Below are 23,798 nucleotides of genomic sequence, written 5' to 3' on the forward strand. Positions count from 1 at the left end.
TTTGCACTTGAAAAACTAACTGCTTGTCTCCATATCAGAAATGCAATCTAGAAAACTTGGTGGAATAGCACAATTAATTAAAAATTGAACTATCCATCCCCCATGTTTATTGCTACAATTGCCCGCCCTTGAAAGACGAACTCCACGTTTTTTGAGTGATTAACAACCTAACTGCTTCATATTTATACAAATTTGAAGCGAAGTTTAACTACACCGGAGCATCAAAAATGATCCAAATGCAAACTCAGCTGGACGTTGCTGATAACAGCGGCGCTCGCAAAGTGCAGTGTATTAAAGTCCTTGGTGGTTCGCACCGTCGCTACGCGGCAGTTGGTGACATCATTAAAGTTTCTGTTAAAGAAGCAATTCCTCGCGGTAAAGTGAAGAAAGGTGATGTTAAAAACGCAGTAGTTGTGCGTACTAAAAAAGGCGTTCGTCGTCCAGACGGCTCTTTAATCCGTTTCGATAGCAATGCGGCTGTTATCTTAAATGATAGCTTACAGCCAATTGGTACTCGTATCTTCGGCCCTGTGACTCGTGAACTACGTAACGACAAGTTCATGAAGATCGTTTCACTAGCACCAGAAGTACTATAAGGAGTCGATCATGGCAGCAAAAATCCGTCGTGATGACGAAGTAATCGTACTAGCCGGTAAAGACAAAGGTAAGCGCGGTAAAGTGCTTTCAGTTGTTACTGAAACTGGTCGTGTTTTCGTTGAAGGTGTAAACCTTATCAAGAAGCACCAAAAACCAGTTCCTCAGCTTCAACAAGCTGGCGGTATCATTGAAAAAGAAGCATCAATCGACGCTTCTAACGTAGCGATCTTCAATGCCGAAACAGGCAAGGCTGATCGTGTAGGTTTTAGATTTGAAGACGGCAAAAAAGTTCGTTTCTTTAAGTCTAACGGAAAAGCTATTTAATTAGTTGGAGTAGACGATGGCGAAACTGCATGAAGTTTACAAAGACAAAGTAGTAAAAGAACTTTTTGAAAAGTTCGGTTACAGCTCTGTCATGCAAGTCCCTCAGATCGAAAAGATCACACTTAACATGGGTGTGGGCGAAGCCCTAGCTGACAAGAAGATCCTTGAGAACGCTGTACGCGACCTTGAGTCAATCTCTGGTCAGAAGCCTTTAGTGACTAAAGCTCGTAAATCAGTTGCTGGCTTTAAGATCCGTGAAGGTTACCCAATCGGCTGTAAAGTAACCCTACGCGGCGAGCGTATGTGGGATTTCCTAGAGCGTTTAGTCTCTATCGCGATGCCACGTATTCGTGACTTCCGCGGTGTTAGCGCAAAGTCTTTTGACGGTCGCGGTAACTACTCTATGGGCGTACGTGAGCAAATCATCTTCCCAGAAATTGATTATGATAAAGTAGACCGCGTTCGCGGTATGGATATCACGATCACTACTTCTGCGAAAACAGATGATGAAGGCCGTGCGTTATTAGAAGCGTTCAACTTCCCATTCAAAAAGTAAGGGTAGGGTTATGGCAAAGAATTCAATGAAAGCGCGCGAAGCAAAGCGCACTAAATTAGTTGCACAGTACGCTGAAAAGCGCGCTGCACTAAAAGCAATCATCAGCGATGTTAACGCATCTGAAGATGATCGTTGGGACGCGGTATTAAAGCTTCAGTCTTTACCGCGTGATTCAAGCCCTGCACGTCAACGTAATCGTTGTAACATCACGGGCCGCCCACATGGTTTCCTTCGCAAGTTCGGCATGAGCCGTATCAAAGTTCGCGAAGCTGCTATGCGCGGTGAAATTCCTGGCCTTAAAAAGGCTTCTTGGTAATAGAATCACGGGAGTAAGACATGAGCTTGCAAGATCCTATTGCGGATTTATTCACACGTATCCGTAACGGTCAGTCTGCGAAGAAGGTATCGGTTTCAATGCCAACTTCAAAGCTGAAAGTAGCAGTTGCTAAAGTACTAAAAGAAGAAGGTTATATCACTGACTTCGCAGTAGCTGGCGACGCAAAACCAGAATTGACTATCGAACTTAAGTACTTCGAAGGCAAAGCTGTAATCGAAAATATCCAGCGTGTTAGCCGCCCTGGTCTACGTATCTATAAGAGACGTGACGACTTACCAAAGGTAATGGGTGGTTTAGGTATCGCTATCGTATCAACTTCTAAAGGCTTAATGACTGACCGTGCTGCACGTAGTGCTGGTATTGGCGGTGAGATCATTGGCTTTGTAGCTTAATCGGAGGGGAACTATGTCTCGTATAGCGAAGGCTCCTATTGCAGTTCCTGCCGGTGTTGAAGTTACACTAGCTGGCCAGGAAATCAAAGTTAAAGGCAAAAACGGCGAATTAACTCGTGTAGTTAACGATGCTGTTGAAGTTGCTTTAAACGACAACGTTATCACTACTGCTCCACGTGACGTAGCAAATGCTTGGGCTCAAGCTGGTACTGCACGTGCACTGATCAACAACATGATCCAAGGTGTTAACGAAGGTTTCGAGAAAAAGCTTCAATTAGTAGGTGTTGGTTACCGTGCTGCAGTTAAGGGTAAAGTATTAGACTTAACTCTTGGCTTCTCACACCCAGTGAACTTCGAGATCCCTGCGGGCATCACAATCGAAGCTCCTAGCCAAACTGAACTAGTAGTTAAAGGCGCTGACAAACAATTAGTTGGTCAAACTGCTGCTAACATCCGCGCATACCGTGAGCCAGAGCCTTATAAAGGTAAAGGTGTACGTTACGCTGATGAGCACGTGCGTCGTAAAGAAGCTAAGAAGAAGTAAGGTAAGACGATGGATAAGAAAACAGCTCGTCTACGTCGTGCTAAGCGCACTCGTAGAAATTTTATTGAACAAGGCACAACGCGTCTTGTTATCCACCGCACGCCACGTCACATTTACGCTCAGCTAGTAAACGCTGAAGGTACTGTGCTGGCTGCTGCTTCTACTGTTGAGAAAGCAATTGCAGAGGCCCTAACAGGCACTAGCAACATCGCTGCAGCACAAGCTGTAGGTAAAGCAATTGCTGAGCGCGCTGCAGACAAAGGCATTGAAAAACTTGCTTTTGACCGTAGTGGCTTTAAATATCACGGCCGTGTGAAGGCGCTTGCTGATGCAGCGCGTGAAGCTGGCTTGCAATTCTAGGAGTAGACAATGGCTAACGTAGAAGCAAAAGCACAACAGCCAGAATTAGCTGAAAAGCTAATCGCGGTAAACCGTGTGTCTAAGGTAGTTAAAGGTGGTCGTATCTTTAGCTTCACTGCACTAACAGTAGTTGGTGATGGCGCAGGTAAAGTAGGTTTTGGTTACGGTAAAGCACGTGAAGTTCCAGCTGCAATTCAAAAAGCAATGGAAAAAGCACGTCGTAACATGATCACTGTTGACCTAAATGGCAACACGCTACAGCACCCAATCAAGGGTCGCCACGCGGGTTCTAAAGTATACATGCAGCCAGCATCTGAAGGTACAGGTATCATCGCAGGTGGTGCGATGCGTGCAGTACTAGAAGTAACTGGTGTACAGAACGTACTTTCTAAAGCATACGGTTCAACTAACCCAATCAACATCGTTCGCGCTACAGTATCTGCTCTTGAGAACATGAACTCTCCAGAGAAGATCGCTGCTAAGCGTGGTCTAACTGTTGACCAAATTCAGGGGTAATTAACCATGGCAAATACTGTAAAAGTTACTCAAGTAAAGAGCTCTATCGGTCGTTTACCGAAGCATAAAGCAACTTTACGTGGCCTTGGTTTACGTCGTATCAACCACACTGTTGAATTAGAAGATACAGCATGTGTACGTGGTATGATCAACCAAGTTTCTTACATGGTTAAGGTAGAGGGCTAATTCGATGCGTTTGAATACTCTTTCTCCTGCTGCAGGTTCTAAGTCTGCTGGTAAACGTGTTGGTCGTGGTATCGGTTCTGGTCTAGGTAAAACTGGCGGCCGTGGTCACAAAGGTCAAAAATCACGTTCTGGCGGTAAAGTTCGCGTTGGTTTCGAAGGCGGTCAAATGCCTATGCAACGTCGTCTACCGAAGTTCGGTTTCACTTCACGTAAATCTCTAGTATCTACTGAAGTAAACCTATACGAAATCGCTAAAGTTGAAGGCGATGTGGTAGATCTGAACGCGTTACAAGCAGCTGGTCTAGTTAAAAAGAACATCCAGTTCGTTAAAGTAGTTAAATCTGGCGAAGTTTCACGCGCTGTTACTGTTAAAGGCATGAAAGTGTCTAAAGGTGCACGCGAAGCTATTGAAGCTGCCGGAGGCAAGGTAGAAGACTAAGGAAGTACACAATGGCTAAACCAGGTCAAGATATGCAAAGTGCACAAAGTGGCTTAGCGGAATTAAAGCGCCGTTTACTATTTGTATTAGGTGCAATTATTATTTACCGTTTAGGTTCTTTCGTGCCGATCCCTGGGATTGACGCCGCTGTACTTGCCGAGTTCTTCGAGCAACAAAAGGGCACCATTGTTGAGATGTTCAACATGTTCAGTGGTGGTGCGCTTGAGCGTGCTTCGGTATTAGCGCTGGGTATTATGCCTTATATCTCAGCTTCGATTATTATGCAGCTATTAACGCACATACATCCTGCGATGATAGAGCTTAAGAAAGAAGGTGAGCAAGGTCGTAAGAAAATCAGCCAGTATACTCGATACGGTACGCTCGTGCTTGCTACATTCCAGTCAATTGGTATCGCCACTGGCTTACCAAGCATGATGGACGGGTTAGTTGTTAACCCAGGTCCTGGTTTCTATTTCACCGCTGTGGTGAGCTTAGTAACGGGTACTATGTTCCTTATGTGGCTGGGTGAACAAATTACAGAGCGTGGTATCGGTAACGGTATCTCAGTTCTAATATTTGTTGGTATCGTAGCTAACCTGCCGTCTGCTGTTGGCTCGACAGCCGAAATGGCGCGCCAAGGCGATCTGAATGTTTTTGTACTGCTAATGATTGCGGTAATCGTATTCGCTGTAACTTATCTTGTTGTGTTCTTTGAGCGTGGTCAACGTCGTATCGTTGTTAACTATGCGAAGCGTCAACAAGGTCGTCAGGTATTTGCTGCTCAAAGCACGCACTTACCATTAAAAGTTAATATGGCGGGTGTTATTCCACCAATCTTTGCTAGCAGTATCATTTTGTTCCCTGGTACAATTGCAAGCTGGTTCGGCCAAGGTGAAGGTCCGGTCGCTGATGTGCTACAAGCTATCTCTGCAGTGTTGACTCCTGGTCAGCCTCTGTATGCGATGGTATTAGCTGCGGCTATTATCTTCTTCTGCTTCTTCTACACTGCGTTGGTATTTAACCCGCGTGAGACAGCAGATAACCTTAAAAAGTCTGGCGCTTTTATTCCAGGCATTCGTCCGGGTGAACAGACATCAAAATACATTGATAAAGTGATGACACGCTTAACCCTTGCGGGCGCGTTGTATATAACCTTTATCTGTCTAGTGCCCGAGTTTATGACTATGGCGTGGCAAACGCCATTCTACTTCGGCGGTACATCAATCTTGATTATCGTTGTAGTAATCATGGACTTTATGGCACAAGTACAGACTCATATGATGTCGCATCAGTATGATTCTGTGCTGAAAAAAGCAAACCTTAAGGGCTACGGTCGTTAAGGCTAGTTTACGGAGTTGAGCAATGAAAGTACGTGCTTCCGTTAAGAAAATTTGCCGTAACTGTAAAGTAATCAAGCGTGCAGGCGTTGTACGTGTGATTTGCAGTGAGCCAAAGCACAAGCAAAGGCAAGGCTAATAAAAGTCATGCAGGCTAAGTAATATTACTTAGCCTGTTTCATTGGTAAAACTTGAATATCGGCTGGGTATCCTATACGGGCTTTCCAGCAAGATGATGATCAAGTTTAATTATAGGAGATATGTTAGTGGCCCGTATCGCAGGCATTAACGTTCCTGACCATAAGCATGCTGTTATCGGTTTAACAAGCATCTATGGTGTAGGTAAAACTCGCGCTAAGGCGATCTTAGCAGCGACTGGTATCGCCGAAACTACTAAAATCGGTGATCTTTCTGACGAAACACTTGACGTACTTCGTGAAGAAGTAGGTAAGTACACTGTTGAAGGTGACCTTCGTCGTGAAGTTACACTAAACATCAAGCGCCTAATGGACCTTGGTTGTTTCCGTGGCTTACGTCATCGTCGTTCGCTACCACTACGTGGTCAGCGTACTAAGACTAACGCGCGTACTCGTAAGGGTCCACGCAAGCCTATCAAGAAATAAGGTGGGGTAAGTTATGGCTAAAGCACCAATTCGTCGTAAAAAGGTCAAAAAGCAAGTTGCTGATGGTATGGCACACGTTCATGCATCATTCAACAACACTATTGTGACCATCACTGACCGTCAAGGTAATGCTCTTTCTTGGGCGACTGCAGGTGGTTCTGGTTTCCGTGGTTCTCGTAAGTCTACTCCGTTCGCTGCACAGGTTGCTGCTGAGCGCGCAGGTACTGCTGCACAAGAGTACGGTCTTAAGAACCTAGAAGTATTCATCAAGGGCCCAGGTCCAGGTCGTGAATCTTCAGTTCGTGCATTAAATGCACTAGGTTACCGTATCACAAACATCACTGACGTGACGCCAATCCCTCATAATGGTTGTCGTCCACCGAAGAAACGTCGCGTATAACAATAGGTTAGGAGAAAGAACATGGCAAGATATTTGGGCCCTAAGCTCAAGCTAAGTCGTCGTGAAGGTACTGACCTGTTCCTTAAGAGCGGCGTTAGAGCAATCGACTCTAAGTGTAAGCTTGAAACAGCACCTGGTCAGCACGGTGCTCGTAAAGGTCGTCTATCTGATTACGGTCTACAATTACGTGAAAAGCAAAAAGTTCGTCGTATTTACGGTGTACTAGAAAAGCAATTCCGTAACTACTATAAAGAAGCTGCTCGCCTTAAAGGTAACACAGGTGAAAACCTATTACAGCTTCTAGAGCAACGTTTAGACAATGTTGTATATCGCATGGGTTTTGCAAGCACACGTGCTGAAGCACGTCAGCTAGTTAGCCACAAAGCGATTATGGTTAATGGTACTGTTGTTAATATCCCTTCTTTCGTAGTTACTCCTGAAGATGTAGTAGTAATTCGTGAGAAGTCTAAAAAGCAAGCGCGTATCATCGCTGCTCTAGAGTTGGCTGAGCAACGTGAAAAGCCAACTTGGATTGAAGTTGACGGTAAGAAAATGGAAGGTAGCTTCAAGCGCCTACCAGAGCGTTCTGATCTGTCTGCGGACATTAACGAACAACTAATCGTCGAACTTTACTCGAAGTAAAGTTAAGAGTTAAGAGAGGATAAAATGCAGGGTTCTGTAACCGAATTCCTAAAGCCAAGGTTAGTCGATATCGACGCTATCAACCCATCACGTTCTAAAGTTGTTTTAGAGCCACTTGAGCGTGGTTTTGGTCACACTTTGGGTAATGCTTTACGTCGTATTCTTCTGTCATCTATGCCAGGTTGCGCAGTGACTGAAGTTGAAATCGACGGTGTATTACACGAGTACAGCGCGAAAGAAGGCGTTCAAGAAGACATCATTGAAATTTTGTTAAACCTAAAAGGCTTAGCAGTATCTCTAGAAGGTAAAGATGAAGTTTTCCTTACCCTGACTAAATCTGGTGTAGGCCCTGTGACTGCGGCAGATATTCAACATGATGGCGATGTAGAAATCGCAAATCCTGAGCACGTGATTTGTCACCTAACGGCTGACAATAGCGAGATCAGCATGCGTATTCGTGTTGAGCGTGGTCGTGGTTATGTACCGGCGTCAAGTCGTTTATCCTCTGATGACGATGAGCGTCCAATCGGTCGTTTGTTGCTTGATGCATCATTCAGCCCGGTTGAGCGTATTGCGTACTCGGTTGAGTCAGCACGTGTTGAACAGCGTACAGACTTAGATAAACTAATCATCGATATGGAAACGAACGGCACACTAGATCCTGAAGAAGCGATCCGTCGTGCGTCGACTATCCTAGCTGAACAGCTTGAAGCATTCGTAGATTTACGTGATGTTTCTGAGCCAGAAGCGAAAGAAGAGAAGCCGGAGTTTGATCCGATTCTACTTCGTCCTGTTGATGATTTAGAGCTAACTGTACGTTCAGCGAACTGTCTGAAAGCCGAGCAAATTCAATATATCGGTGATCTGGTACAGCGTACTGAGGTTGAGCTTCTTAAGACGCCTAACCTTGGTAAGAAGTCTCTAACAGAGATCAAAGACGTGCTAGCTTCACGTGGTCTTTCTCTAGGCATGCGCCTAGAAAACTGGCCACCTGCAAGTCTAGCTGAATAATCAGATTACTATATTAGTTTAGTTAGAAGGATAGGGTCATGCGCCATCGTAAGAGTGGTCGTCAATTAAACCGTAACAGCAGCCATCGCAAAGCGATGTTCAGCAACATGGCTGGTTCTTTGGTGAAGCACGAAATCATCAAAACAACTTTGCCTAAAGCGAAAGAGTTGCGCCGTGTAATTGAACCTTTAATCACACTGGCTAAGACTGACAGCGTAGCAAACCGTCGTTTAGCGTTTGCTCGCACGCGTGATAAAGAAGTTGTTGGTAAGTTATTCAGCGAACTAGGTCCTCGTTTTTCAGAGCGTCCTGGTGGCTACACTCGTATTCTTAAGTGTGGTTTCCGTGCTGGTGATAACGCACCAATGGCTTACATTGAGCTTCTAGACCGTCCAGTTGCGGAAGAAACTCAAGAAGACGCACAGTCTGCAGAGTAAGTCTTTATAAGACATGAAAAGGCCGAGCATTAGCTCGGCCTTTTTGTTTTTAGAAACGTTTTATTTAATGTAGGTTTCAGTCGAAGCAACAAAATAACCCCCAAACTAACATTTTCATTTTTAACCCCTTCCGATATCTATTAATTCAACATTCCTTTGGCTTACAAGTTTCAGATTACTAAAAACTCAGTTTGATTAACTCGGTCAAAAATGTTTGTGCTTAAGGTAAGTATGATGCTCAAAGATGTTTTAATGCTAGGTTATTGCCTATTTAATAGAGCGTGATATGAGTTAAAGAAAAGCCACATTATGAAATGCGGCTTTTGAAGTGTTTTAAATTAGCTGCTGTGCTCATGGATAGATTGCCAAATACTGGCTGGTAATAATTCGGTGAGTTGCGATTGTAAGTTAGCAATAGCCTCTTCTGCATGGATAGTATTTTGCTCACAAATACTGATATAGTTTTGCTCCTTTAACCCTGATATCAGATTGGTAAGCACCTTCTTATCAAAGAACTCTGGGCTTTTTATGCCATGTAAAGTACCTAAGCGTTTGGCTAACACTTCACAATCTGCTTCAAGCTGCTGGCGCTCAATCGCATCTGAATTGATGATCTGCGTCGTCGTAATTGCATAACGTTCAAGGGTTAGATGCATCACGTTACCAAGCATTTCTAATTGAGCTTGCGCTTGCTTGTCCGCAGTGATCTTGATGATGCCATTATCCGTGCTGATCAGCTTCTGTTGTTCAAAGCTATTTAAGATATTCCCGATATAGTCCTCAGAGAGAGCAGTTAAAAACCATTCTTTCGCAAACAGCGGATACAATGCATTTACGGTCTTATTTGCAGACTCAATAGAGATTTCTGTTTTTTGATAAATTAACTGTGCAAGTATGCTTGGTACAGCAAAAAGGTGAATGATGTTATTTCTATAGTAATTAAATAATGTGCGCTCTTTCTCCTTAATAGAGATAATTTCGCCCATTTCATCAGTTAACACATCAAACTTATTTAACTTTAAAGCATGCTCTAGTAATGATTGTGTATCATCTGAAGGAAGCGTGACTTGATCGTTATATTTTGCTTGCTGCTGAAGTGCTAAATAAAAGTCCAGCTGCTTTAGTAACTTTGGTTTGCTTAAAGCAAATTGATCGCGACTCAGTAAAATTGTGGCGAGTAAGTTAACAGCATTTAGTGCAGCGGCGCTGTTTATATTGGTCATGATGTCTTGCGCCACGTTTGCAACTTGGGTGTTCAGCCATTGTGGTTTCGCGCTATCATCGCCAATATGCGCACGCCAATCAGGTTGGTGTTCATTTAGGTATTGCTGAAGGGCGATTGGCTCACCAAAGTTAAGATAACCGCGACCATAGTTTTTAAGATTTTTAATCGCTTTAAAGACTGCGAAGATGGATTCGTTCTTTTTGTTATTACCTGCGAGCTCTTTCAGATACGTATTAATCTCCATCACATGCTCATAACCGATATAAACAGGCACAATAGAGATTGGCCTTTCAATGCCACGAAGCATAGCTTGCATGGTCATAGCTAACATACCTGTCTTAGGTGGTAATAGACGACCTGTTCTACTGCGGCCACCCTCAGTATAAAACTTAACCGAGTAACCTTTCATAAAGAGTTGGCTTAAGTACTCTTTAAAAATTGCCGAGTAAAGTTTGTTACCAGCAAAAGAGCGGCGAATAAAGAAAGCACCAGAACGACGAAAAATCCCACCTGCAGGGAAGAAGTTTAAATTCACACCAGCTGCGATATGTGGAGGAACCAACCCTTGGTGATAGATAACATAAGTCAGTAACAGGTAGTCCATGTGGCTACGGTGACAAGGCACATAGATAATTTCATGACCTTTATTGGTTAGCTCATGAACACGCTCTGCGTATTTCACTTCGATGCCATTATAAAGCTTGTTCCACAACCATGTTAAAATACGGTCACCGACTCGGATCATAGCATCAGAGTAGTTGGCAGCAATCTCCTCAAGTAATTCTTTCGCTTTTAACTTGGCTTCTTGATGACTTAACCCTTTTGCTTTCGCTTCGTCTGCAATCGCCTTCTTAATACTTGGTGATGCAAGTAAGCCTGAGAACAGCGCTTCTCTTGATGGTAACTTGGGACCTGTTGCAGCCAATTTTTGACGTTTGAAGTGCACGCGTGCCACGCGAAGTAATTTGTGTGGCAGTTCGTCAACATCCGCTTTATCCGTCATCAACTGATTGAGTTCAATGGGTTGACTAAAACGCACAAGATTATCTCTACCTGAGAACAGCAAAACAAAAAACTTTCGTAACCTGCTAGGGGTCATTGAGTGAGAGAATAGTGTGCCGATTCCTGGTTTTTCTTTGCCTGGGTTTCGGCCCCAGAGAATAGTAACAGGCACAACTTGTGCGCGTTGTTCAGGAGAGAGACTAAACGCATCAAATATTTGTTTACCCAGTTCAAGTGCGTCACTGGGCTTTGCTTTATCACCAAACAGCGGAGTTGGGTTAGCAAGTGGAATAAAACGGTCAATCTGTTTTCCTGAGAGTGGTTGCTGCTCTCTTGGGTCTGGTAAGCCCAACTGCTTACATACTGCTGCTAATGCAGCTAAATCTGCTTTTGAATTTAGACGCGTTACGTAAAACGTAGGCACAGATGGGTCGAGATCAAATTGTGCAACAGGAGATTCCGGCAGCAGTTTTGTCCTAACCAAAATACGGTTTACGGAAGCTGCAATTACGTTCGCGCTGCGAGTCAAAATGTTCATATCATAACCAGCTAAAAAATTTGCTATAGAATACCAAGGAAATACTGGACTGACCATTTACAAAAAAGCATCAATCTCAGAAGCTTCTATAAAGTGTAGATGTTTTCAAAAAGAACTCGACCCATTCGCTGTAACGCTAGATAAGATATTTATTAAGATAAACTGTTGCATTTATCACCAGTCTCTATATAATACGCAAACTTTCCGCTCATTATTAGCTGGAAAGTTAGAAATAAGGCTTGGATCTCAAGCCATTAAATAGGAGCTCCGATTTGGAGCTCAATGGTAGAAATAGAAGAACACCCGACTTCCTAATATTTAGGTGGTTTCGGAGGTTTTTTTATGCTCTTTTTAAATGCTCTTTTTATTGAGGTTAAAGAATGTCAAATCAACGCATTCGTATTCGCCTAAAAGCTTTTGACCACCGTTTGATTGACCAATCAACGGCGGAAATCGTGGAAACTGCGAAACGCACAGGTGCACAGGTACGTGGTCCAATCCCACTTCCTACACGTTTTGAGCGCTTCACTGTATTGGTCTCACCGCACGTAAACAAAGATGCGCGTGATCAGTATGAAATCCGCACCCATAAACGTCTGATCGACATCGTAGAACCAACAGACAAGACTGTAGACGCTCTAATGCGCCTAGACCTTGCTGCTGGTGTTGATGTTCAAATCAGCCTGGGTTAATCGGAAGATTAGAGAGGTTTTAGGAAAATGGCATTAGGTCTAGTCGGTCGTAAAGTGGGTATGACACGTATCTTCACTGAAGATGGTGTATCTATCCCTGTGACAGTTATCGAAGCGACGCCTAACCGTGTAACGCAGATCAAATCTGACGCTACAGACGGTTATAACGCGCTTCAAGTTACTGCAGGCGAGAAAAAAGCAAGCCGTGTAAACAAACCAGCAGCGGGTCACTTCGCTAAAGCTGGCGTTGAAGCGGGTCGTGGCCTGTGGGAATTCCGTCTTAACGGCGGAGAAGGTGAATTTGAAGTAGGTGCTGAACTAACAGTTGAGCTATTCAATGACGTAAACAAAGTTGACGTTACTGGCACTTCAAAAGGTAAAGGTTTCCAAGGTGGTGTTAAGCGCTGGAATTTCAGCATGCAAGACGCTACTCACGGTAACTCTATCTCTCACCGTGCTCCTGGTTCAATCGGTCAAAACCAATCACCTGGTAAGGTGTTTAAAGGTAAGAAGATGGCCGGTCACATGGGTGCTGAGCGTTCAACGACTCAGAATCTTGAACTAGTTCGTGTTGACGCAGAGCGTAACCTGCTTTTAGTTAAAGGTGCAGTACCTGGCGCTATCGGCGGTGACGTTATCGTTAAACCAGCTGTTAAAGCATAAGTCCTGGAGATTTAGTGATGGAATTAGCAATTAAAGGCGCTGGTGCGCTTGAAGTTTCCGAAGCTACTTTTGGACGTGAGTTTAACGAAGCATTAGTACACCAAGTAGTTGTTGCATACGCAGCAGGTGCTCGTCAAGGTACTCGTGCTCAGAAGACACGTTCTGAAGTACGTGGCGGTGGTAAAAAACCATTCGCTCAAAAAGGTACTGGCCGTGCACGTGCTGGTACAATCCGCAGCCCAATCTGGCGCAGCGGTGGTGTGAGCTTTGCAGCTAAGCCGCAAGATCACAGCCAAAAAGTTAACCGTAAGATGTATCGCGGTGCGATCAAAAGCATCTTATCTGAGCTTGTACGCCAAGAGCGTTTAGTTGTTGTTGAAAACTTCGGTTTAGAAGCACCTAAGACTAAAGAGCTTGTTGGTAAGCTTAAAGAGCTTGAGCTTAAAGACGTGTTAATCGTGACTGAAGAAGTAGATGAGAATCTATTCCTTTCTGCACGTAACCTATACAAGGTTGATACACGTGATGTAGCTGGCATTGACCCAGTAAGCCTAATCGCTTTCGATAAGGTATTAATTACTGCAGGTGCTGTTAAGCAACTTGAGGAGGCGCTAGCATGATCCGTGAAGAACGTCTTTTAAAAGTAATCCTTGCTCCACATATCTCTGAAAAGAGCACTATTGCAGCTGAAGAAAACAACACAATCGTTTTCAAAGTAGCAACAGACGCAACTAAAGCTGAAGTTAAAGCTGCTGTTGAGAAGCTTTTTGAAGTAGAAGTAACTGGTGTTCGCACACTTAACGTTAAGGGTAAAGCAAAGCGTACTGGCATGCGTTTCGGTCGTCGTTCAGACTGGAAAAAAGCCTACGTTACTCTTAAAGAAGGTAGCGAGCTAGACTTTGTCGGCGGCGCCGAGTAATAAGGGGAGTTAGAATTATGGCACTTCAAAAGTGTAAACCAACTTCTGCGGGTCGTCGTCACGTCGTTAAAGTGGTTAACCCTGATCTACACAAGGGTAAGCCATACGCTCCGCTATTAGAGAAGAACTCTAAATCAGGTGGTCGTAACAACAACGGTCGTATCACGGTTCGTCACATCGGTGGTGGTCATAAGCAACACTACCGTGTAATCGATTTTAAACGTACTAAAGACGGTATTCCGGCTAAAGTTGAGCGTTTAGAATATGATCCAAACCGTAGCGCAAACATCGCTCTTGTATTATATGCAGACGGTGAGCGTCGTTACATCATCGCACCTAAAGGCTTAAAAGCTGGTGATACTATTCAGTCTGGTGTTGATGCACCAATCAAGGCTGGTAACACATTACCAATGCGCAACATGCCTGTAGGTTCTACTGTTCACAACGTTGAGCTTAAGCCTGGTAAAGGTGCTCAAATCGCTCGTTCAGCGGGTGCATACGTTCAGATCCTTGCTCGTGAAGGTCAGTACGTAACACTTCGTCTACGTTCAGGCGAGATGCGTAAAGTTGAAGCGGATTGTCGCGCAACTTTAGGTGAAGTAGGTAACGCAGAACACATGCTACGTTCACTAGGTAAAGCTGGTGCAACGCGTTGGCGTGGTATCCGTCCTACAGTTCGTGGTGTTGCCATGAACCCAGTAGACCACCCACACGGTGGTGGTGAAGGTCGTACTTCTGGTGGTCGTCATCCTGTATCTCCATGGGGTGTTCCTACCAAAGGTAAGAAGACACGTAAAAACAAGCGTACTGATAAATTAATCGTACGTCGTCGTACTAAGTAATAGTTGAGGAATTGCCATGCCACGTTCTCTCAAGAAGGGTCCTTTTATTGACCTACACTTGCTGAAGAAGGTAGAGAAGGCGTTGGAAAGCGGTGACAAGAAGCCTATCAAGACTTGGAGCCGTCGTTCAATGATCATCCCTAATATGATCGGATTGACCATCGCAGTCCATAATGGTCGTCAGCACGTCCCTGTATTTGTTTCGGACGAAATGATCGGTCACAAACTAGGTGAATTTGCACCTACACGCACTTACCGCGGCCACGCTGCGGATAAGAAAGCGAAGAAGCGTTAATCGGAGGATATGATGGAAGCATTAGCTAAACACAAATTCGCCTCTGGTTCGGCGCAAAAAGCACGTCTAGTTGCTGATCAGATCCGCGGACTACCGGTTGATCGCGCACTAGAAATCCTGGCGTACAGCCCTAAGAAAGCGGCTGTATTAGTTAAAAAAGTACTAGAGTCTGCTATTGCTAACGCAGAGCATAACGAAGGTGCTGACATTGATGAGCTACGTGTAGCTACGATCTTTGTGGACGATGGTCCTACAATGAAGCGTATCATGCCACGTGCTAAAGGACGCGCAGACCGCATCCTTAAGCGTTCAAGCCACATCACTGTTGTGGTTTCAGATAGCTAGGAGATATAAGTAATGGGACAAAAAGTTCATCCTACTGGTATTCGCCTAGGTATCTCTAAACCTTGGGTTTCTACCTGGTACGCGAATAGTAAAGATTTCTCTGCACAGCTTTTTGGCGATCACAAAGTACGTACATTCCTTACTAAGGAATTGAAGTCTGCTTCTGTGTCTAAAATCGTTATTGAGCGTCCAGCTAAATCAATCCGTGTAACAATCCACACAGCTCGTCCTGGTGTTGTTATCGGTAAAAAAGGTGAAGATGTTGAAAAGCTTCGCCAAGCTGTAACTAAGCTTGCTGGTGTACCTGCACAAATCAACATTGCAGAAGTACGTAAGCCAGAGCTAGATGCACAGTTAGTTGCTGACGGTATCTCTTCTCAGCTAGAGCGTCGTGTTATGTTCCGTCGTGCTATGAAGCGCGCAGTACAGAACGCAATGCGTCTAGGTGCTAAGGGTATCAAAGTTGAAGTTAGCGGTCGTCTAGGCGGTGCTGAAATCGCACGTGCTGAGTGGTATCGTGAAGGTCGTGTACCTCTACATACGCTTCGTGCTGATATCGATTACGCAACTTCTGAAGCTTTAACCACTTACGGTATCATCGGTGTTAAAGTTTGGATCTTCAAAGGCGAAGTTATCGGTGGTCTTCCACTGAAACAAGAGCAAGAGAAGCCAGCTAAACGTGCTCCGAAGAAAGCCAAAAAAAGTGCTAAGTAAGAGGTAGCGATTAATGTTACAGCCAAAACGTACAAAATTCCGTAAGGTTCATAAAGGCCGCAACCGTGGTCTTGCGAACAACGGTAACAAAGTTAGCTTCGGTTCATTCGGCTTGAAAGCAACTGGTCGTGGTCGTATGACTGCTCGTCAAATCGAAGCAGCTCGTCGTGCTATGACTCGTCACATCAAGCGTCAAGGTAAAATCTGGATCCGTGTGTTCCCAGACAAGCCAATCACAAACAAGCCGCTTGAAGTTCGTATGGGTAAAGGTAAAGGTTCTGTTGAATACTGGGTTGCTGAAATTCAGCCTGGTAAAGTGCTTTACGAAATGGAAGGTGTTTCTGAAGAGCTTGCTCGTGAAGCATTCAACCTTGCTTCTCGTAAACTACCATTCAAGACAACTTTCGTAACTCGGACGGTAATGTAATGAAAGCTAGCGAATTAAAAGACAAAAGCGTAGAAGAGCTAAATGCTGAACTTCTTGAGCTACTTCGTGAGCAGTTTAACCTGCGCATGCAAGCGAGCACTGGTCAGCTAGCTCAAACTCACGAACTGAGAAAAGTACGTCGCAACATTGCGCGTGTTAAAACGGTTATTAACCAGAAGGCAGGTGCATAATGAGCGATAAGATCCGTACTCTTCAAGGTCGTGTAGTAAGCGATAAAATGGACAAATCAATTGTTGTTGCTATCGAGCGTCAGGTTAAGCACCCGATCTACGGTAAATTCATCAAGCGTACTACTAAATTGTCAGTACACGATGAGAGCAACACTGCTAAAGCAGGTGACGTAGTTACTATTCGTGAGTGCGCGCCAATTTCTAAGAATAAGTCTTGGACTTTAGTAGAAGTTGTTTCTAGTCCTAAGCAAGCTTAATTTTAGTCTTAGACTAAGTTTATAATTGCTTAAAAGCCCCGGCATTTGCTGGGGCTTTTGTCGTTTAGAGGGTAAGTAAATTATAGTTTGTCGTGTTTTCCAAATCAGGCTAAATCTTATTTAACTCAAACGGCTAATTTATCAAGCGTACTACCGGTAACAGGGTATTAAACCTGTTTCAATTCATGAAATCACCACAGAAATGAAATGCATTTTATATTTCAGTAACGTCCTTTTATCGATTTATTAAGACTTATACTGACTGCTCACGTATTCTTCAATTTGAAACTACTTTCGGGACATGCATTAACAATGACTCTCCTCATTGTGTTGATGCCATTGTTTCTGATCTTTGACTTTGAGTTTTGGAATGAAGGATATGAATGAAAAGCGCCATTTGAGTGGCTTACTAACTTGGGCATTATTATTTTCCCTATTTACCACCACACATGCACACGCATCTGTAGCAAAGAAAGAGTCAAAAGGCTTGGTGCCTGAAGATTACTTTGATTTTGTCTTTTTAAATTCACCTCAGGTGTCTCCTAATAACGAAGACATTTTATTTGTTAAACGAACAGTCAATGACGATGCCAGCGGAAGAAACAGTCAGGTCTTCAAAATAAACAAATCAGGTATTGTTTCTGAGTTTACTCAAGGCACAGGCGATCGTGCGCCTAAATGGTCACCAGATGGCTCTCGTGTTGCCTTTATCCGTTCGGTTGATGGTAAATCTCAGGTATTTGTCATGCCAGCCAATGGCGGTGAGGCAAAGCAAGTGACTTTCGTAGAGCAAAGTCTGTCGAGTTTTCAATGGATGCCATCTGGCGAGCTGTTGTTGCTCACATTAACTGTGAGTCCCGAGAAAGAAAATGAAGCATTAGACAGTAAGTCTGAAAATAAGCGTACTAAACCAGATATTGTGGTTGTCAAAAATTCGAGGTATATCGGAGATGGCGCAGGTTATTTAAGTGATAAGCGTCGCCATCTATTTACCTATGATTTAGAAAGCCAAGCATTGACTCAACTGACAGAAGGGTCTGATTGGAATGTGAATGGCCCAACTTTGTCTAAAGATGGTCAATATGTTTATTTTCATGCCAATAAAACAGGGCTCGAGTATGAGGGGAATGATAATAGCGATATCTATCGCTTAAACATTAAGACAAAGCAGCAAGTTGCTTTGACTCAACATCAAGGCAGTCAATATAACGTGAGCGTTTCGCATGATGGTAAATCGGTCGTGTACAGCCACCAAGAAGACACCTATGAGCAAGCAGATCTATTTTTACAGCGTGGAAATAGTAAGCCAAAAAATTTAACTGCAGCATTCGACAGACGCGCTTCAGGGGCTTTATGGTCACCGACAAATAAGTCGCTTTATTTTACAACCAGCGATCAGGGTGCCCACCGTTTATTCGCAGTTGACACTGGGGCTGCATCGGTCAAAAAACTATTAGACATAGACAAAACGGTTAGAAATTTAGCAATTGCACCAGGTGGCAAGTTTCTCGTCTTTACCTTAGAAAGTTCAACGGCACTGCCAGAACTATATCGATATGAAATTCAGTCGAAAAAACTGCAAAAGCTCACACAATTTAATGATGCATTGATTGCGAGCAAAGCCCTTTCACCGGCAGAATCATTTTGGTTTGAGAATGAGCAGGGAGTGAAAGTACAGGGTTTCGTTCATAAGCCAATTAATTTCGACAAGAATAAATCATATCCACTGGTATTGAACATTAAAGGCGGTCCTGGTGGTATGTGGGGGCACCAGTGGTTCCATGAAAACCAAATGTATGCTGCCAAAGGCTATGGTGTCGTTTATGTGAATTACCGTGGTAGTAGCGGCTATGGTATTGCACATAGTAAAGCTGTTAGAAAGGATTACGGTGGTGCAGATTACAGAGATAACATGCAGTTTTTAGATAAGGTTATTGCACAGAATAGCTGGATTAATAAAGATGCCCTGTATATCACAGGGGGCAGTCATGGTGGCTTTTTAACTAATTGGATCACGACCAAAACCGATCGCTTTAAAGCTGCAGTCACACAACGTAGTGTCAGCTCATGGATCTCTGAGGCGGGCACGCAAGAGTATACGCCAGCGCAAATGACGAAAGAGTTTGGTGGCACGCTTTGGACCAACTTTGCCGGATATTGGGATCGCTCACCATTAAAATATGCTGATCAGGTGTCAACACCGACTCTGATCATCCACAGTGATCAAGATATGGTGACACCCATAGGGCAGGGCCAAGAGTGGTTTTATGCGCTAAAAGCGAATGATGTTCCTGTAGAAATGGTGATCTTTAAAGGTGAGACACATGGTCTGTCTCGCACTGGTACGCCTACAAATTTAGTTGAGCGTTTAGATCGTATTTTGGATTGGTTTTCACGTCATTAATTACGCTGAGAAGAGAGAATGAAAAATAGCTACCTAAGTAGCTATTTTTCACTTATTAAATCACATTTTTGTGTTTTAAAAAGTTAAACAGCCAGTGAAGTGCTACTAGCGCAATTACTCCTGCGCCACATAAAATTGGTAGCATAACCAGTGCAATTGCTGATGTAGAACTTCCTGTAGTGACTCCGCCAATGTCAAAGTGCAATGAAATAGTGACTATTAACATAATCAAATGACAAGCGATCGAGGCGAATTGGTTTCTCCTACTGATTGGCTGTGTTTTGAACTTCAAAAAGCCATTCAAACCAAGTAGCAGCAAAGGCACTGAGACGATCCATAGAGTGAGTATGAAAGATGATGAGCCGCTTAGTGTGATATAAGTGGCTATCAAAAAGGTGTATAGTAATTCATATTTATACTTGTTTAACATAGTTGTCACCGTAAAAATCTCCCCTGATTGTGACTTTCTAACTTTTAATTATTTGCAGCTTGCTTTCTAATTTCGCTTCTCTGAATGTACCTTTTATAGTTAAATTTGTCCATCGCTTGGGTTTTGCACATATAAAGAGCAGAAGAGTATGTGTCATTCGGGTTGAAGCTTACAGATTAGGTGTAGAAAACACTTTAGGAATTTACAAAATGATGAGATTGACGTTTTTCTGGTAAGTGGCCTGCCATAAAATGTTAAATGACAGGCGATTAATTTGTTTAGTAGGAGGTATAAAAACTAGTTCACTTTATTCTGATTCATTTGCTCAATAAAAGCATTCGAATCGGCAATCGAACGATTCATATCATTGATTAGGTTTTGAATATCGACTTTCAAAGAGTCAAACTCACCTCGGATCGCCGCGACAGCTTGGGCATTCAGGTTATGCTTTAAATACAGTACATTGTCTTTCAATGAATCTAAAACAGGCTGCATTTTAGCTTCACTGCGACGCATCGATTTAAGCAGCTTAGAGAACTGCCTTTGTGTTTGCTTTAACTTTTTCTCACTTTCACGTTTTAAATTGGCATTTGAATATTGGCCAAGTTCATCCTGCCATTCATCAAATAATGCTTCGGCGACATCTTCTACTTTATCGATGTTGTTAGAGACATCGCTCGCAGCCGAAAGGCTTGATTCATAATCATCATTCAATTGCTCATAGGCAGTTTGCAATTCGCCACCATCAAAATTAACGAGTGTGGTTAATCTTTCGAGTGCTGATTGAAACTCTTGTTGTGAATTCTGTTGTGACTCTTTTGTGGCTTCGACTCTATCAACTAATATCTCACGTTTGTGAACACCGACTTTTTCCATTGCAGAGTAGTAAACGGTTTGGCACGCGCTGAGGCCTAGGCACAGTGCAGCTGCTATAGCTAAATGTTTCATAATCAACCTATTTTATTAACTATCTTGATGTAAATTATGGGGCGGATTGCTATGATGTGCAAAACGTTTCCTGTTTATTTTATTTCTATGCAACTGCACTATCAGCAATTACAGTCCAAAGCGAAAGAGTTTTTAGCGCGTCAACCTAGTTGGTGGCAGCATTATTTTAAGCGCTGCCTAGAAGATCAAATTACCATCAATGCAGGTTACTTGGCTTATGTGACGCTTTTGTCTTTGGTGCCATTAATTGCGGTCGGTGTGGCAATATTTTCAGCCTTTCCAGGGTTTGAAGATACCCGAGTTGCCATAGAGAACTTCATTTTTACTAACTTTGTCCCGACTTCAACAGATTCTATTAAGTCTCATATCAGCGCCTTTACGGGTAATGCAAATCAAATGACCGCCGTGGGCATTAGCTTCTTAGCGGCTGTGGCGCTATTGCTTATCAGAAATGTAGATACTGCCTTAAATCGCATTTGGCGAGTAAAAGAGAAGCGACCGTTTATGATCTCTTTTGCGATTTATTGGATGGTATTAACACTGGGCCCGGTTTTACTAGGAGCAAGTATTGGTGTGACTTCTTACATTGTTTCATTGGTATCGTTTGCCGATCAGGGTATTCCAGGGTTTAGTGGCTTTTTATTAAAACTTTTACCTTACGCAATTTCCATGGCCGGCTTCATTATGCTCTATACTTTAGTTCCGAATAAGAGAGTTGCTTTTCAAGCTGCGATCCCTGGTGCTTTGTTTGCGGCATTGTTGTTCGAGCTAACCAAGAAAGGCTTTGCTATGTATATCAGTCACTTTCCTTCTTATGAAGTGATTTATGGTGCATTAGCAACTGTGCCGATCCTATTTGTTTGGGTCTACTTGTCTTGGATTGTGGTGCTGTTAGGCGCTGAGTTTACTGTGTGTTTAAGCGAAAGGCTTGAGCAACAGCAAGCGCCTGAACAACACACTGAGGATAGCCAGCATATAGCACAGTGAGAAAAGCGATAACCTTGGAGGTCTTATGTCTCTCGGTTACGAGTTCAAAGCGGCGCGTCAAAGCTTTCACCTTGCAGTAGGGCAAGGTGCACAAATTCATGTAGAAGAATACGGGTGCGAGCAAGGTGTGCCTGTTATCGTTTGCCATGGTGGCCCGGGAGCGGGTCTTGTGCCTGCGATGAGCTGCCTGTTTAATCCACGAAAATACCGCATTATTTTATTTAGTCAGCGGGGCTGCGGTCTCTCTTCCCCTGATTCACTGGCGCATAATAGTCCAGCCCATTTGGTGGATGACATGCATTTGCTGCTTAATCATCTTGGTATTGAAAAAAGTGTCATTGCAGGGGGATCTTGGGGGGCGACATTGGCGCTACTTTTTTATCAATCTCATTCTGAAAGAGTGTCAGGGTTAATACTTTGGGCAAGCTTCCTCGCTGAAACCACCGATCTCGCTTGGTTGTATGGGCCACATGGGGCGGGTGCGCAATTTTATCCTGAGTTGTATTCAGATTTTAGCCATGGTCTCAAAAGCGAAGCGGAGATCTTACAGCATTATTATCAGTCTTTGACAGGCACAGATGAACTGGAGCAACATAAAGCAGCACAGTTATGGATGGCTTGGGAATCAAAGTTGGCTTTAGGCGCAAGAGCCAGACTTGCCAACATTGAACAAGCGCACTGTAATGTTCAGCAAGCAAAAATCATGTGTCACCTCTTCCAAGAACAAAATTTTTCTCAGCTCTGTAATATCGCTCAATTTAAAGCGTCGCTTTGTCATCTACCATGCTGGCTTATTCATAGTCGAGATGATTTATTGTGTCGCTATGCCCCCGTACAACGCTTTGCTCAAAAGCATAAAGCGCAATTTTATGTATTGGAGAATGCTGGGCACGCACAGCGAGAAGGTGACTATATGGATGCCATTATTCGTGCTTCTGACTTAATGCTGTGTCGTTTGCATTAATACCTTTGTTATATCAGGCGTTACACATTCTAAGTGGTAAAGACTTTCGTTTTAGAAAACGGCTAAATTCGGTATATTTAGCACATTAAAAATAAAGTTTTGAGAATGATATGCAGGGATTAATTCAAAGAGTTGCTCACGCAAAAGTAGACGTGTCGGGTGAGTGCGTTGGTGCGATAGGTAAAGGCATTTTATTGCTATTGGGCGTTGAAAAGCTTGATGATGAGTCTACAGCAGACAAGCTACTTCACAAGGTGAGTAATTACCGCATATTCACGGATGACGCTGGCAAAATGAATCTCAGCCTGAAAGACATTGAGGGTGAGCTTTTAGTGGTATCGCAGTTTACTTTGGCCGCTGATACTAAAAAAGGCATGCGTCCTAGTTTTTCGAGCGCGGGTACGCCAGCGCAAGCCGAAGCGTTATACGACTATTTTGTGGCACAGGCAAAGGCCGCGGGTATTAAAGTGCAAACAGGACAGTTTGCTGCAGATATGCAAGTGAGCTTGTGTAACGACGGGCCGGTCACCTTTAATCTGTCAGTTTAGCGGCTTACTGCGATGATGTGATTCAAGTAGTCGGGTATGGCAACTTCATTGGGCTTCTTGCCAAAATTGGTGATCAGTCGGTGTTGAAGTTGCTCTAACTGTGAGGGGTGGCTGGAGAGAAAGTTAATAAACAGCCAGCCGCCTTGATTTAAGCGATTGCGAATACTTTGATAAAACTTATGGTCGAACAAAAAATTCGGCGCATCTTCTTGGCTAAATAAATCTAGAATAATCCAATCATATAACGCACTTTTTTGCACAAATCGCTCGGCGTCATCACAGATCAATGCACTGAGTGCATCACCGTCGAAATACTTCTTATAACAGCGGATAACTTCAGGATCTTTTTCAATCGAGGTGACATGCACGTCTGGGTATTGAGATTCTAAGTAGTTACGGATAGCCCCAGCACCCAGCCCTAACTCTAATACGGTTTTTGGCGCTGCTAATGGCTGCCAAAGCGTTGCAAGCTGCTGTAAATGTGGAAGTAATAGGCGCGAAGCATCGTCTCTATCAATCACAGATTGTAAAGTGTCGTTGATTAAGAGCCATCGATACTGTTTTTCTTGGCGCACTTGAATACTGATCTGGCCATGTTTCTGCCAATAAATTAGATGTCCAAAATCGTGGCAGTGAAAAACAAAGTCGGTGCTCAAAGTGTCAGAGCTTGTGAAAAATTTTTCCATAATTACATCATCATAGCTGA

General features: G+C 43.5%; 36 protein-coding genes. 32 read left to right on the forward strand and 4 right to left on the reverse strand.

The genetic code is table 11. The annotated features are described in order from the left end of the window. Positions 1-227 precede the first annotated feature (227 nt). From rplN to rplQ, 17 genes are all read left to right on the forward strand, one after another. Entirely contained in the window at positions 228-596 is a 369-nt protein-coding gene (rplN, locus tag C1E24_RS00490; protein WP_138477760.1) for a 50S ribosomal protein L14, read from the forward strand. A 10-nt stretch (positions 597-606) separates the two neighbouring features. Beyond that, positions 607-921 (forward strand): 50S ribosomal protein L24, encoded by a 315-nt coding sequence (rplX, locus tag C1E24_RS00495; protein WP_058031301.1) that lies wholly within the window; start codon positions 607-609, stop codon positions 919-921. A 16-nt stretch (positions 922-937) separates the two neighbouring features. Continuing rightward, a complete protein-coding gene (rplE, locus tag C1E24_RS00500) occupies positions 938-1,477 on the forward strand; it encodes a 50S ribosomal protein L5 (protein ID WP_058031300.1) in 540 nt (179 codons plus the stop codon). Between the two features lie 10 nt (positions 1,478-1,487). Continuing rightward, positions 1,488-1,793, forward strand: coding sequence for a 30S ribosomal protein S14 (rpsN, locus tag C1E24_RS00505; RefSeq protein WP_058031299.1), 306 nt, complete (start codon positions 1,488-1,490; stop codon positions 1,791-1,793). A gap of 20 nt (positions 1,794-1,813) precedes the next feature. Continuing rightward, a complete protein-coding gene (gene rpsH / locus C1E24_RS00510; protein WP_138477762.1) occupies positions 1,814-2,206 on the forward strand; it encodes a 30S ribosomal protein S8 in 393 nt (130 codons plus the stop codon). Positions 2,207-2,219: 13 nt separating this feature from the next. Further along, positions 2,220-2,750: a 50S ribosomal protein L6 gene (rplF, locus tag C1E24_RS00515; RefSeq protein ID WP_130256638.1), complete on the forward strand. Its 531-nt coding sequence runs from the start codon at positions 2,220-2,222 to the stop codon at positions 2,748-2,750. Between the two features lie 9 nt (positions 2,751-2,759). Further along, a complete protein-coding gene (gene rplR / locus C1E24_RS00520; RefSeq protein ID WP_058031296.1) occupies positions 2,760-3,110 on the forward strand; it encodes a 50S ribosomal protein L18 in 351 nt (116 codons plus the stop codon). A 9-nt stretch (positions 3,111-3,119) separates the two neighbouring features. Continuing rightward, complete coding sequence (rpsE, locus tag C1E24_RS00525; RefSeq protein WP_138477764.1) at positions 3,120-3,626, forward strand: 30S ribosomal protein S5; 507 nt, start codon at positions 3,120-3,122, stop codon at positions 3,624-3,626. A gap of 6 nt (positions 3,627-3,632) precedes the next feature. Then, on the forward strand, positions 3,633-3,812 hold the full coding sequence (gene rpmD, locus C1E24_RS00530) for a 50S ribosomal protein L30 (RefSeq protein ID WP_058031294.1): 180 nt from the start codon (positions 3,633-3,635) through the stop codon (positions 3,810-3,812). Between the two features lie 4 nt (positions 3,813-3,816). Then, positions 3,817-4,251 carry a 50S ribosomal protein L15 gene (gene rplO / locus C1E24_RS00535; protein WP_058031293.1) on the forward strand — a complete coding sequence of 145 codons (435 nt, stop codon included), beginning with the start codon at positions 3,817-3,819 and terminating at the stop codon, positions 4,249-4,251. 11 nt (positions 4,252-4,262) lie between these two features. Next, the gene (gene secY, locus C1E24_RS00540) at positions 4,263-5,591 is read left to right on the forward strand and encodes a preprotein translocase subunit SecY (RefSeq protein WP_138477766.1); all 1,329 of its coding nucleotides are present in this window, start codon (positions 4,263-4,265) and stop codon (positions 5,589-5,591) included. A 22-nt stretch (positions 5,592-5,613) separates the two neighbouring features. After that, positions 5,614-5,727: a 50S ribosomal protein L36 gene (gene rpmJ / locus C1E24_RS00545; protein WP_002959476.1), complete on the forward strand. Its 114-nt coding sequence runs from the start codon at positions 5,614-5,616 to the stop codon at positions 5,725-5,727. A gap of 127 nt (positions 5,728-5,854) precedes the next feature. Beyond that, entirely contained in the window at positions 5,855-6,211 is a 357-nt protein-coding gene (gene rpsM, locus C1E24_RS00550; protein WP_058031679.1) for a 30S ribosomal protein S13, read from the forward strand. Positions 6,212-6,224: 13 nt separating this feature from the next. Continuing rightward, positions 6,225-6,611 (forward strand): 30S ribosomal protein S11, encoded by a 387-nt coding sequence (gene rpsK / locus C1E24_RS00555; RefSeq protein ID WP_010562279.1) that lies wholly within the window; start codon positions 6,225-6,227, stop codon positions 6,609-6,611. A gap of 21 nt (positions 6,612-6,632) precedes the next feature. Next, positions 6,633-7,253: a 30S ribosomal protein S4 gene (gene rpsD / locus C1E24_RS00560; protein WP_058031291.1), complete on the forward strand. Its 621-nt coding sequence runs from the start codon at positions 6,633-6,635 to the stop codon at positions 7,251-7,253. A 24-nt stretch (positions 7,254-7,277) separates the two neighbouring features. Further along, positions 7,278-8,264 carry a DNA-directed RNA polymerase subunit alpha gene (locus tag C1E24_RS00565; protein WP_138477768.1) on the forward strand — a complete coding sequence of 329 codons (987 nt, stop codon included), beginning with the start codon at positions 7,278-7,280 and terminating at the stop codon, positions 8,262-8,264. Between the two features lie 38 nt (positions 8,265-8,302). Next, positions 8,303-8,701 (forward strand): 50S ribosomal protein L17, encoded by a 399-nt coding sequence (rplQ, locus tag C1E24_RS00570; protein ID WP_058031289.1) that lies wholly within the window; start codon positions 8,303-8,305, stop codon positions 8,699-8,701. A gap of 338 nt (positions 8,702-9,039) precedes the next feature. Here the strand turns inward: rplQ and plsB are convergent, their stop codons facing one another. Beyond that, a complete protein-coding gene (gene plsB / locus C1E24_RS00575) occupies positions 9,040-11,466 on the reverse strand; it encodes a glycerol-3-phosphate 1-O-acyltransferase PlsB (RefSeq protein ID WP_138477770.1) in 2,427 nt (808 codons plus the stop codon). A gap of 380 nt (positions 11,467-11,846) precedes the next feature. Here plsB and rpsJ point away from each other — a divergent pair, with 380 nt between their 5' ends. The 12 genes from rpsJ to C1E24_RS00635 all read left to right on the forward strand — a co-directional run bounded on the left by rpsJ (position 11,847) and on the right by C1E24_RS00635 (position 19,215). After that, complete coding sequence (gene rpsJ / locus C1E24_RS00580; protein WP_058031288.1) at positions 11,847-12,158, forward strand: 30S ribosomal protein S10; 312 nt, start codon at positions 11,847-11,849, stop codon at positions 12,156-12,158. A gap of 27 nt (positions 12,159-12,185) precedes the next feature. Then, complete coding sequence (gene rplC, locus C1E24_RS00585; RefSeq protein ID WP_138477772.1) at positions 12,186-12,821, forward strand: 50S ribosomal protein L3; 636 nt, start codon at positions 12,186-12,188, stop codon at positions 12,819-12,821. Between the two features lie 17 nt (positions 12,822-12,838). Further along, the gene (gene rplD / locus C1E24_RS00590) at positions 12,839-13,441 is read left to right on the forward strand and encodes a 50S ribosomal protein L4 (protein ID WP_130254432.1); all 603 of its coding nucleotides are present in this window, start codon (positions 12,839-12,841) and stop codon (positions 13,439-13,441) included. After that, positions 13,438-13,740, forward strand: coding sequence for a 50S ribosomal protein L23 (gene rplW / locus C1E24_RS00595; RefSeq protein WP_130254369.1), 303 nt, complete (start codon positions 13,438-13,440; stop codon positions 13,738-13,740). The genes rplD and rplW overlap by 4 nt, the downstream gene beginning before the upstream one ends. Before the next feature lie 17 nt (positions 13,741-13,757). Then, positions 13,758-14,582: a 50S ribosomal protein L2 gene (gene rplB, locus C1E24_RS00600; protein ID WP_138477773.1), complete on the forward strand. Its 825-nt coding sequence runs from the start codon at positions 13,758-13,760 to the stop codon at positions 14,580-14,582. A gap of 16 nt (positions 14,583-14,598) precedes the next feature. Next, positions 14,599-14,877, forward strand: a complete 279-nt coding sequence (rpsS, locus tag C1E24_RS00605) for a 30S ribosomal protein S19 (protein WP_010561269.1) — start codon at positions 14,599-14,601, stop codon at positions 14,875-14,877. A gap of 12 nt (positions 14,878-14,889) precedes the next feature. Continuing rightward, complete coding sequence (rplV, locus tag C1E24_RS00610; protein ID WP_010367080.1) at positions 14,890-15,222, forward strand: 50S ribosomal protein L22; 333 nt, start codon at positions 14,890-14,892, stop codon at positions 15,220-15,222. Between the two features lie 12 nt (positions 15,223-15,234). Continuing rightward, positions 15,235-15,936, forward strand: a complete 702-nt coding sequence (gene rpsC, locus C1E24_RS00615; RefSeq protein WP_138477775.1) for a 30S ribosomal protein S3 — start codon at positions 15,235-15,237, stop codon at positions 15,934-15,936. 13 nt (positions 15,937-15,949) lie between these two features. Further along, a complete protein-coding gene (gene rplP / locus C1E24_RS00620; protein WP_058031281.1) occupies positions 15,950-16,363 on the forward strand; it encodes a 50S ribosomal protein L16 in 414 nt (137 codons plus the stop codon). Continuing rightward, entirely contained in the window at positions 16,363-16,554 is a 192-nt protein-coding gene (gene rpmC / locus C1E24_RS00625; RefSeq protein ID WP_058031280.1) for a 50S ribosomal protein L29, read from the forward strand. The genes rplP and rpmC overlap by 1 nt, the downstream gene beginning before the upstream one ends. After that, on the forward strand, positions 16,554-16,811 hold the full coding sequence (gene rpsQ / locus C1E24_RS00630; RefSeq protein ID WP_058031279.1) for a 30S ribosomal protein S17: 258 nt from the start codon (positions 16,554-16,556) through the stop codon (positions 16,809-16,811). Before rpmC ends, rpsQ begins: the two co-directional genes overlap by 1 nt. 379 nt (positions 16,812-17,190) lie before the next feature. Continuing rightward, positions 17,191-19,215: a S9 family peptidase gene (locus C1E24_RS00635; protein ID WP_171040712.1), complete on the forward strand. Its 2,025-nt coding sequence runs from the start codon at positions 17,191-17,193 to the stop codon at positions 19,213-19,215. Positions 19,216-19,270: 55 nt separating this feature from the next. On the opposite strand, the gene C1E24_RS00640 is transcribed toward C1E24_RS00635, so the two are convergent. Together C1E24_RS00640 and C1E24_RS00645 are read right to left on the reverse strand one after the other, a co-directional pair. Beyond that, on the reverse strand, positions 19,271-19,645 hold the full coding sequence (locus C1E24_RS00640; RefSeq protein ID WP_138477779.1) for a hypothetical protein: 375 nt from the start codon (positions 19,643-19,645) through the stop codon (positions 19,271-19,273). Positions 19,646-19,942: 297 nt separating this feature from the next. Next, positions 19,943-20,593 carry a DUF2959 domain-containing protein gene (locus C1E24_RS00645; RefSeq protein WP_138477780.1) on the reverse strand — a complete coding sequence of 217 codons (651 nt, stop codon included), beginning with the start codon at positions 20,591-20,593 and terminating at the stop codon, positions 19,943-19,945. Between the two features lie 87 nt (positions 20,594-20,680). Between C1E24_RS00645 and C1E24_RS00650 the strand changes: the two genes are divergently transcribed. The 3 genes from C1E24_RS00650 to dtd all read left to right on the forward strand — a co-directional run bounded on the left by C1E24_RS00650 (position 20,681) and on the right by dtd (position 23,092). Continuing rightward, on the forward strand, positions 20,681-21,580 hold the full coding sequence (locus C1E24_RS00650; protein ID WP_138477903.1) for a virulence factor BrkB family protein: 900 nt from the start codon (positions 20,681-20,683) through the stop codon (positions 21,578-21,580). Between the two features lie 25 nt (positions 21,581-21,605). Beyond that, positions 21,606-22,544, forward strand: a complete 939-nt coding sequence (locus C1E24_RS00655; protein ID WP_138477782.1) for an alpha/beta fold hydrolase — start codon at positions 21,606-21,608, stop codon at positions 22,542-22,544. Positions 22,545-22,654: 110 nt separating this feature from the next. Further along, positions 22,655-23,092: a D-aminoacyl-tRNA deacylase gene (gene dtd / locus C1E24_RS00660; protein ID WP_138477784.1), complete on the forward strand. Its 438-nt coding sequence runs from the start codon at positions 22,655-22,657 to the stop codon at positions 23,090-23,092. Here dtd and C1E24_RS00665 read toward each other — a convergent pair. Continuing rightward, entirely contained in the window at positions 23,089-23,778 is a 690-nt protein-coding gene (locus C1E24_RS00665; protein ID WP_138477786.1) for a spermidine synthase, read from the reverse strand. The two genes, dtd and C1E24_RS00665, sit on opposite strands and share 4 nt — an antisense overlap. Positions 23,779-23,798: the final 20 nt, after the last annotated feature.

The organism is Pseudoalteromonas phenolica, from assembly GCF_005876835.1.
In the GTDB taxonomy this organism is placed as follows: Bacteria; Pseudomonadota; Gammaproteobacteria; order Enterobacterales; family Alteromonadaceae; genus Pseudoalteromonas; species Pseudoalteromonas phenolica_B.

Bases quoted from the DNA above. Each gene is read 5' to 3' on its own strand.
- rplN (WP_138477760.1), top strand. From the start codon at position 228: ATGATCCAAATGCAAACTCAGCTGGACGTTGCTGATAACAGCGGCGCT.
- rplX (WP_058031301.1), top strand. From the start codon at position 607: ATGGCAGCAAAAATCCGTCGTGATGACGAAGTAATCGTACTAGCCGGT.
- rplE (WP_058031300.1), top strand. From the start codon at position 938: ATGGCGAAACTGCATGAAGTTTACAAAGACAAAGTAGTAAAAGAACTT.
- rpsN (WP_058031299.1), top strand. From the start codon at position 1,488: ATGGCAAAGAATTCAATGAAAGCGCGCGAAGCAAAGCGCACTAAATTA.
- rpsH (WP_138477762.1), top strand. From the start codon at position 1,814: ATGAGCTTGCAAGATCCTATTGCGGATTTATTCACACGTATCCGTAAC.
- rplF (WP_130256638.1), top strand. From the start codon at position 2,220: ATGTCTCGTATAGCGAAGGCTCCTATTGCAGTTCCTGCCGGTGTTGAA.
- rplR (WP_058031296.1), top strand. From the start codon at position 2,760: ATGGATAAGAAAACAGCTCGTCTACGTCGTGCTAAGCGCACTCGTAGA.
- rpsE (WP_138477764.1), top strand. From the start codon at position 3,120: ATGGCTAACGTAGAAGCAAAAGCACAACAGCCAGAATTAGCTGAAAAG.
- rpmD (WP_058031294.1), top strand. From the start codon at position 3,633: ATGGCAAATACTGTAAAAGTTACTCAAGTAAAGAGCTCTATCGGTCGT.
- rplO (WP_058031293.1), top strand. From the start codon at position 3,817: ATGCGTTTGAATACTCTTTCTCCTGCTGCAGGTTCTAAGTCTGCTGGT.
- secY (WP_138477766.1), top strand. From the start codon at position 4,263: ATGGCTAAACCAGGTCAAGATATGCAAAGTGCACAAAGTGGCTTAGCG.
- rpmJ (WP_002959476.1), top strand. From the start codon at position 5,614: ATGAAAGTACGTGCTTCCGTTAAGAAAATTTGCCGTAACTGTAAAGTA.
- rpsK (WP_010562279.1), top strand. From the start codon at position 6,225: ATGGCTAAAGCACCAATTCGTCGTAAAAAGGTCAAAAAGCAAGTTGCT.
- rpsD (WP_058031291.1), top strand. From the start codon at position 6,633: ATGGCAAGATATTTGGGCCCTAAGCTCAAGCTAAGTCGTCGTGAAGGT.
- C1E24_RS00565 (WP_138477768.1), top strand. From the start codon at position 7,278: ATGCAGGGTTCTGTAACCGAATTCCTAAAGCCAAGGTTAGTCGATATC.
- rplQ (WP_058031289.1), top strand. From the start codon at position 8,303: ATGCGCCATCGTAAGAGTGGTCGTCAATTAAACCGTAACAGCAGCCAT.
- plsB (WP_138477770.1), bottom strand. From the start codon at position 11,466: ATGAACATTTTGACTCGCAGCGCGAACGTAATTGCAGCTTCCGTAAAC.
- rpsJ (WP_058031288.1), top strand. From the start codon at position 11,847: ATGTCAAATCAACGCATTCGTATTCGCCTAAAAGCTTTTGACCACCGT.
- rplC (WP_138477772.1), top strand. From the start codon at position 12,186: ATGGCATTAGGTCTAGTCGGTCGTAAAGTGGGTATGACACGTATCTTC.
- rplD (WP_130254432.1), top strand. From the start codon at position 12,839: ATGGAATTAGCAATTAAAGGCGCTGGTGCGCTTGAAGTTTCCGAAGCT.
- rplW (WP_130254369.1), top strand. From the start codon at position 13,438: ATGATCCGTGAAGAACGTCTTTTAAAAGTAATCCTTGCTCCACATATC.
- rplB (WP_138477773.1), top strand. From the start codon at position 13,758: ATGGCACTTCAAAAGTGTAAACCAACTTCTGCGGGTCGTCGTCACGTC.
- rpsS (WP_010561269.1), top strand. From the start codon at position 14,599: ATGCCACGTTCTCTCAAGAAGGGTCCTTTTATTGACCTACACTTGCTG.
- rplV (WP_010367080.1), top strand. From the start codon at position 14,890: ATGGAAGCATTAGCTAAACACAAATTCGCCTCTGGTTCGGCGCAAAAA.
- rpsC (WP_138477775.1), top strand. From the start codon at position 15,235: ATGGGACAAAAAGTTCATCCTACTGGTATTCGCCTAGGTATCTCTAAA.
- rplP (WP_058031281.1), top strand. From the start codon at position 15,950: ATGTTACAGCCAAAACGTACAAAATTCCGTAAGGTTCATAAAGGCCGC.
- rpmC (WP_058031280.1), top strand. From the start codon at position 16,363: ATGAAAGCTAGCGAATTAAAAGACAAAAGCGTAGAAGAGCTAAATGCT.
- rpsQ (WP_058031279.1), top strand. From the start codon at position 16,554: ATGAGCGATAAGATCCGTACTCTTCAAGGTCGTGTAGTAAGCGATAAA.
- C1E24_RS00635 (WP_171040712.1), top strand. From the start codon at position 17,191: ATGAATGAAAAGCGCCATTTGAGTGGCTTACTAACTTGGGCATTATTA.
- C1E24_RS00640 (WP_138477779.1), bottom strand. From the start codon at position 19,645: ATGTTAAACAAGTATAAATATGAATTACTATACACCTTTTTGATAGCC.
- C1E24_RS00645 (WP_138477780.1), bottom strand. From the start codon at position 20,593: ATGAAACATTTAGCTATAGCAGCTGCACTGTGCCTAGGCCTCAGCGCG.
- C1E24_RS00650 (WP_138477903.1), top strand. From the start codon at position 20,681: ATGCAACTGCACTATCAGCAATTACAGTCCAAAGCGAAAGAGTTTTTA.
- C1E24_RS00655 (WP_138477782.1), top strand. From the start codon at position 21,606: ATGTCTCTCGGTTACGAGTTCAAAGCGGCGCGTCAAAGCTTTCACCTT.
- dtd (WP_138477784.1), top strand. From the start codon at position 22,655: ATGCAGGGATTAATTCAAAGAGTTGCTCACGCAAAAGTAGACGTGTCG.
- C1E24_RS00665 (WP_138477786.1), bottom strand. From the start codon at position 23,778: ATGGAAAAATTTTTCACAAGCTCTGACACTTTGAGCACCGACTTTGTT.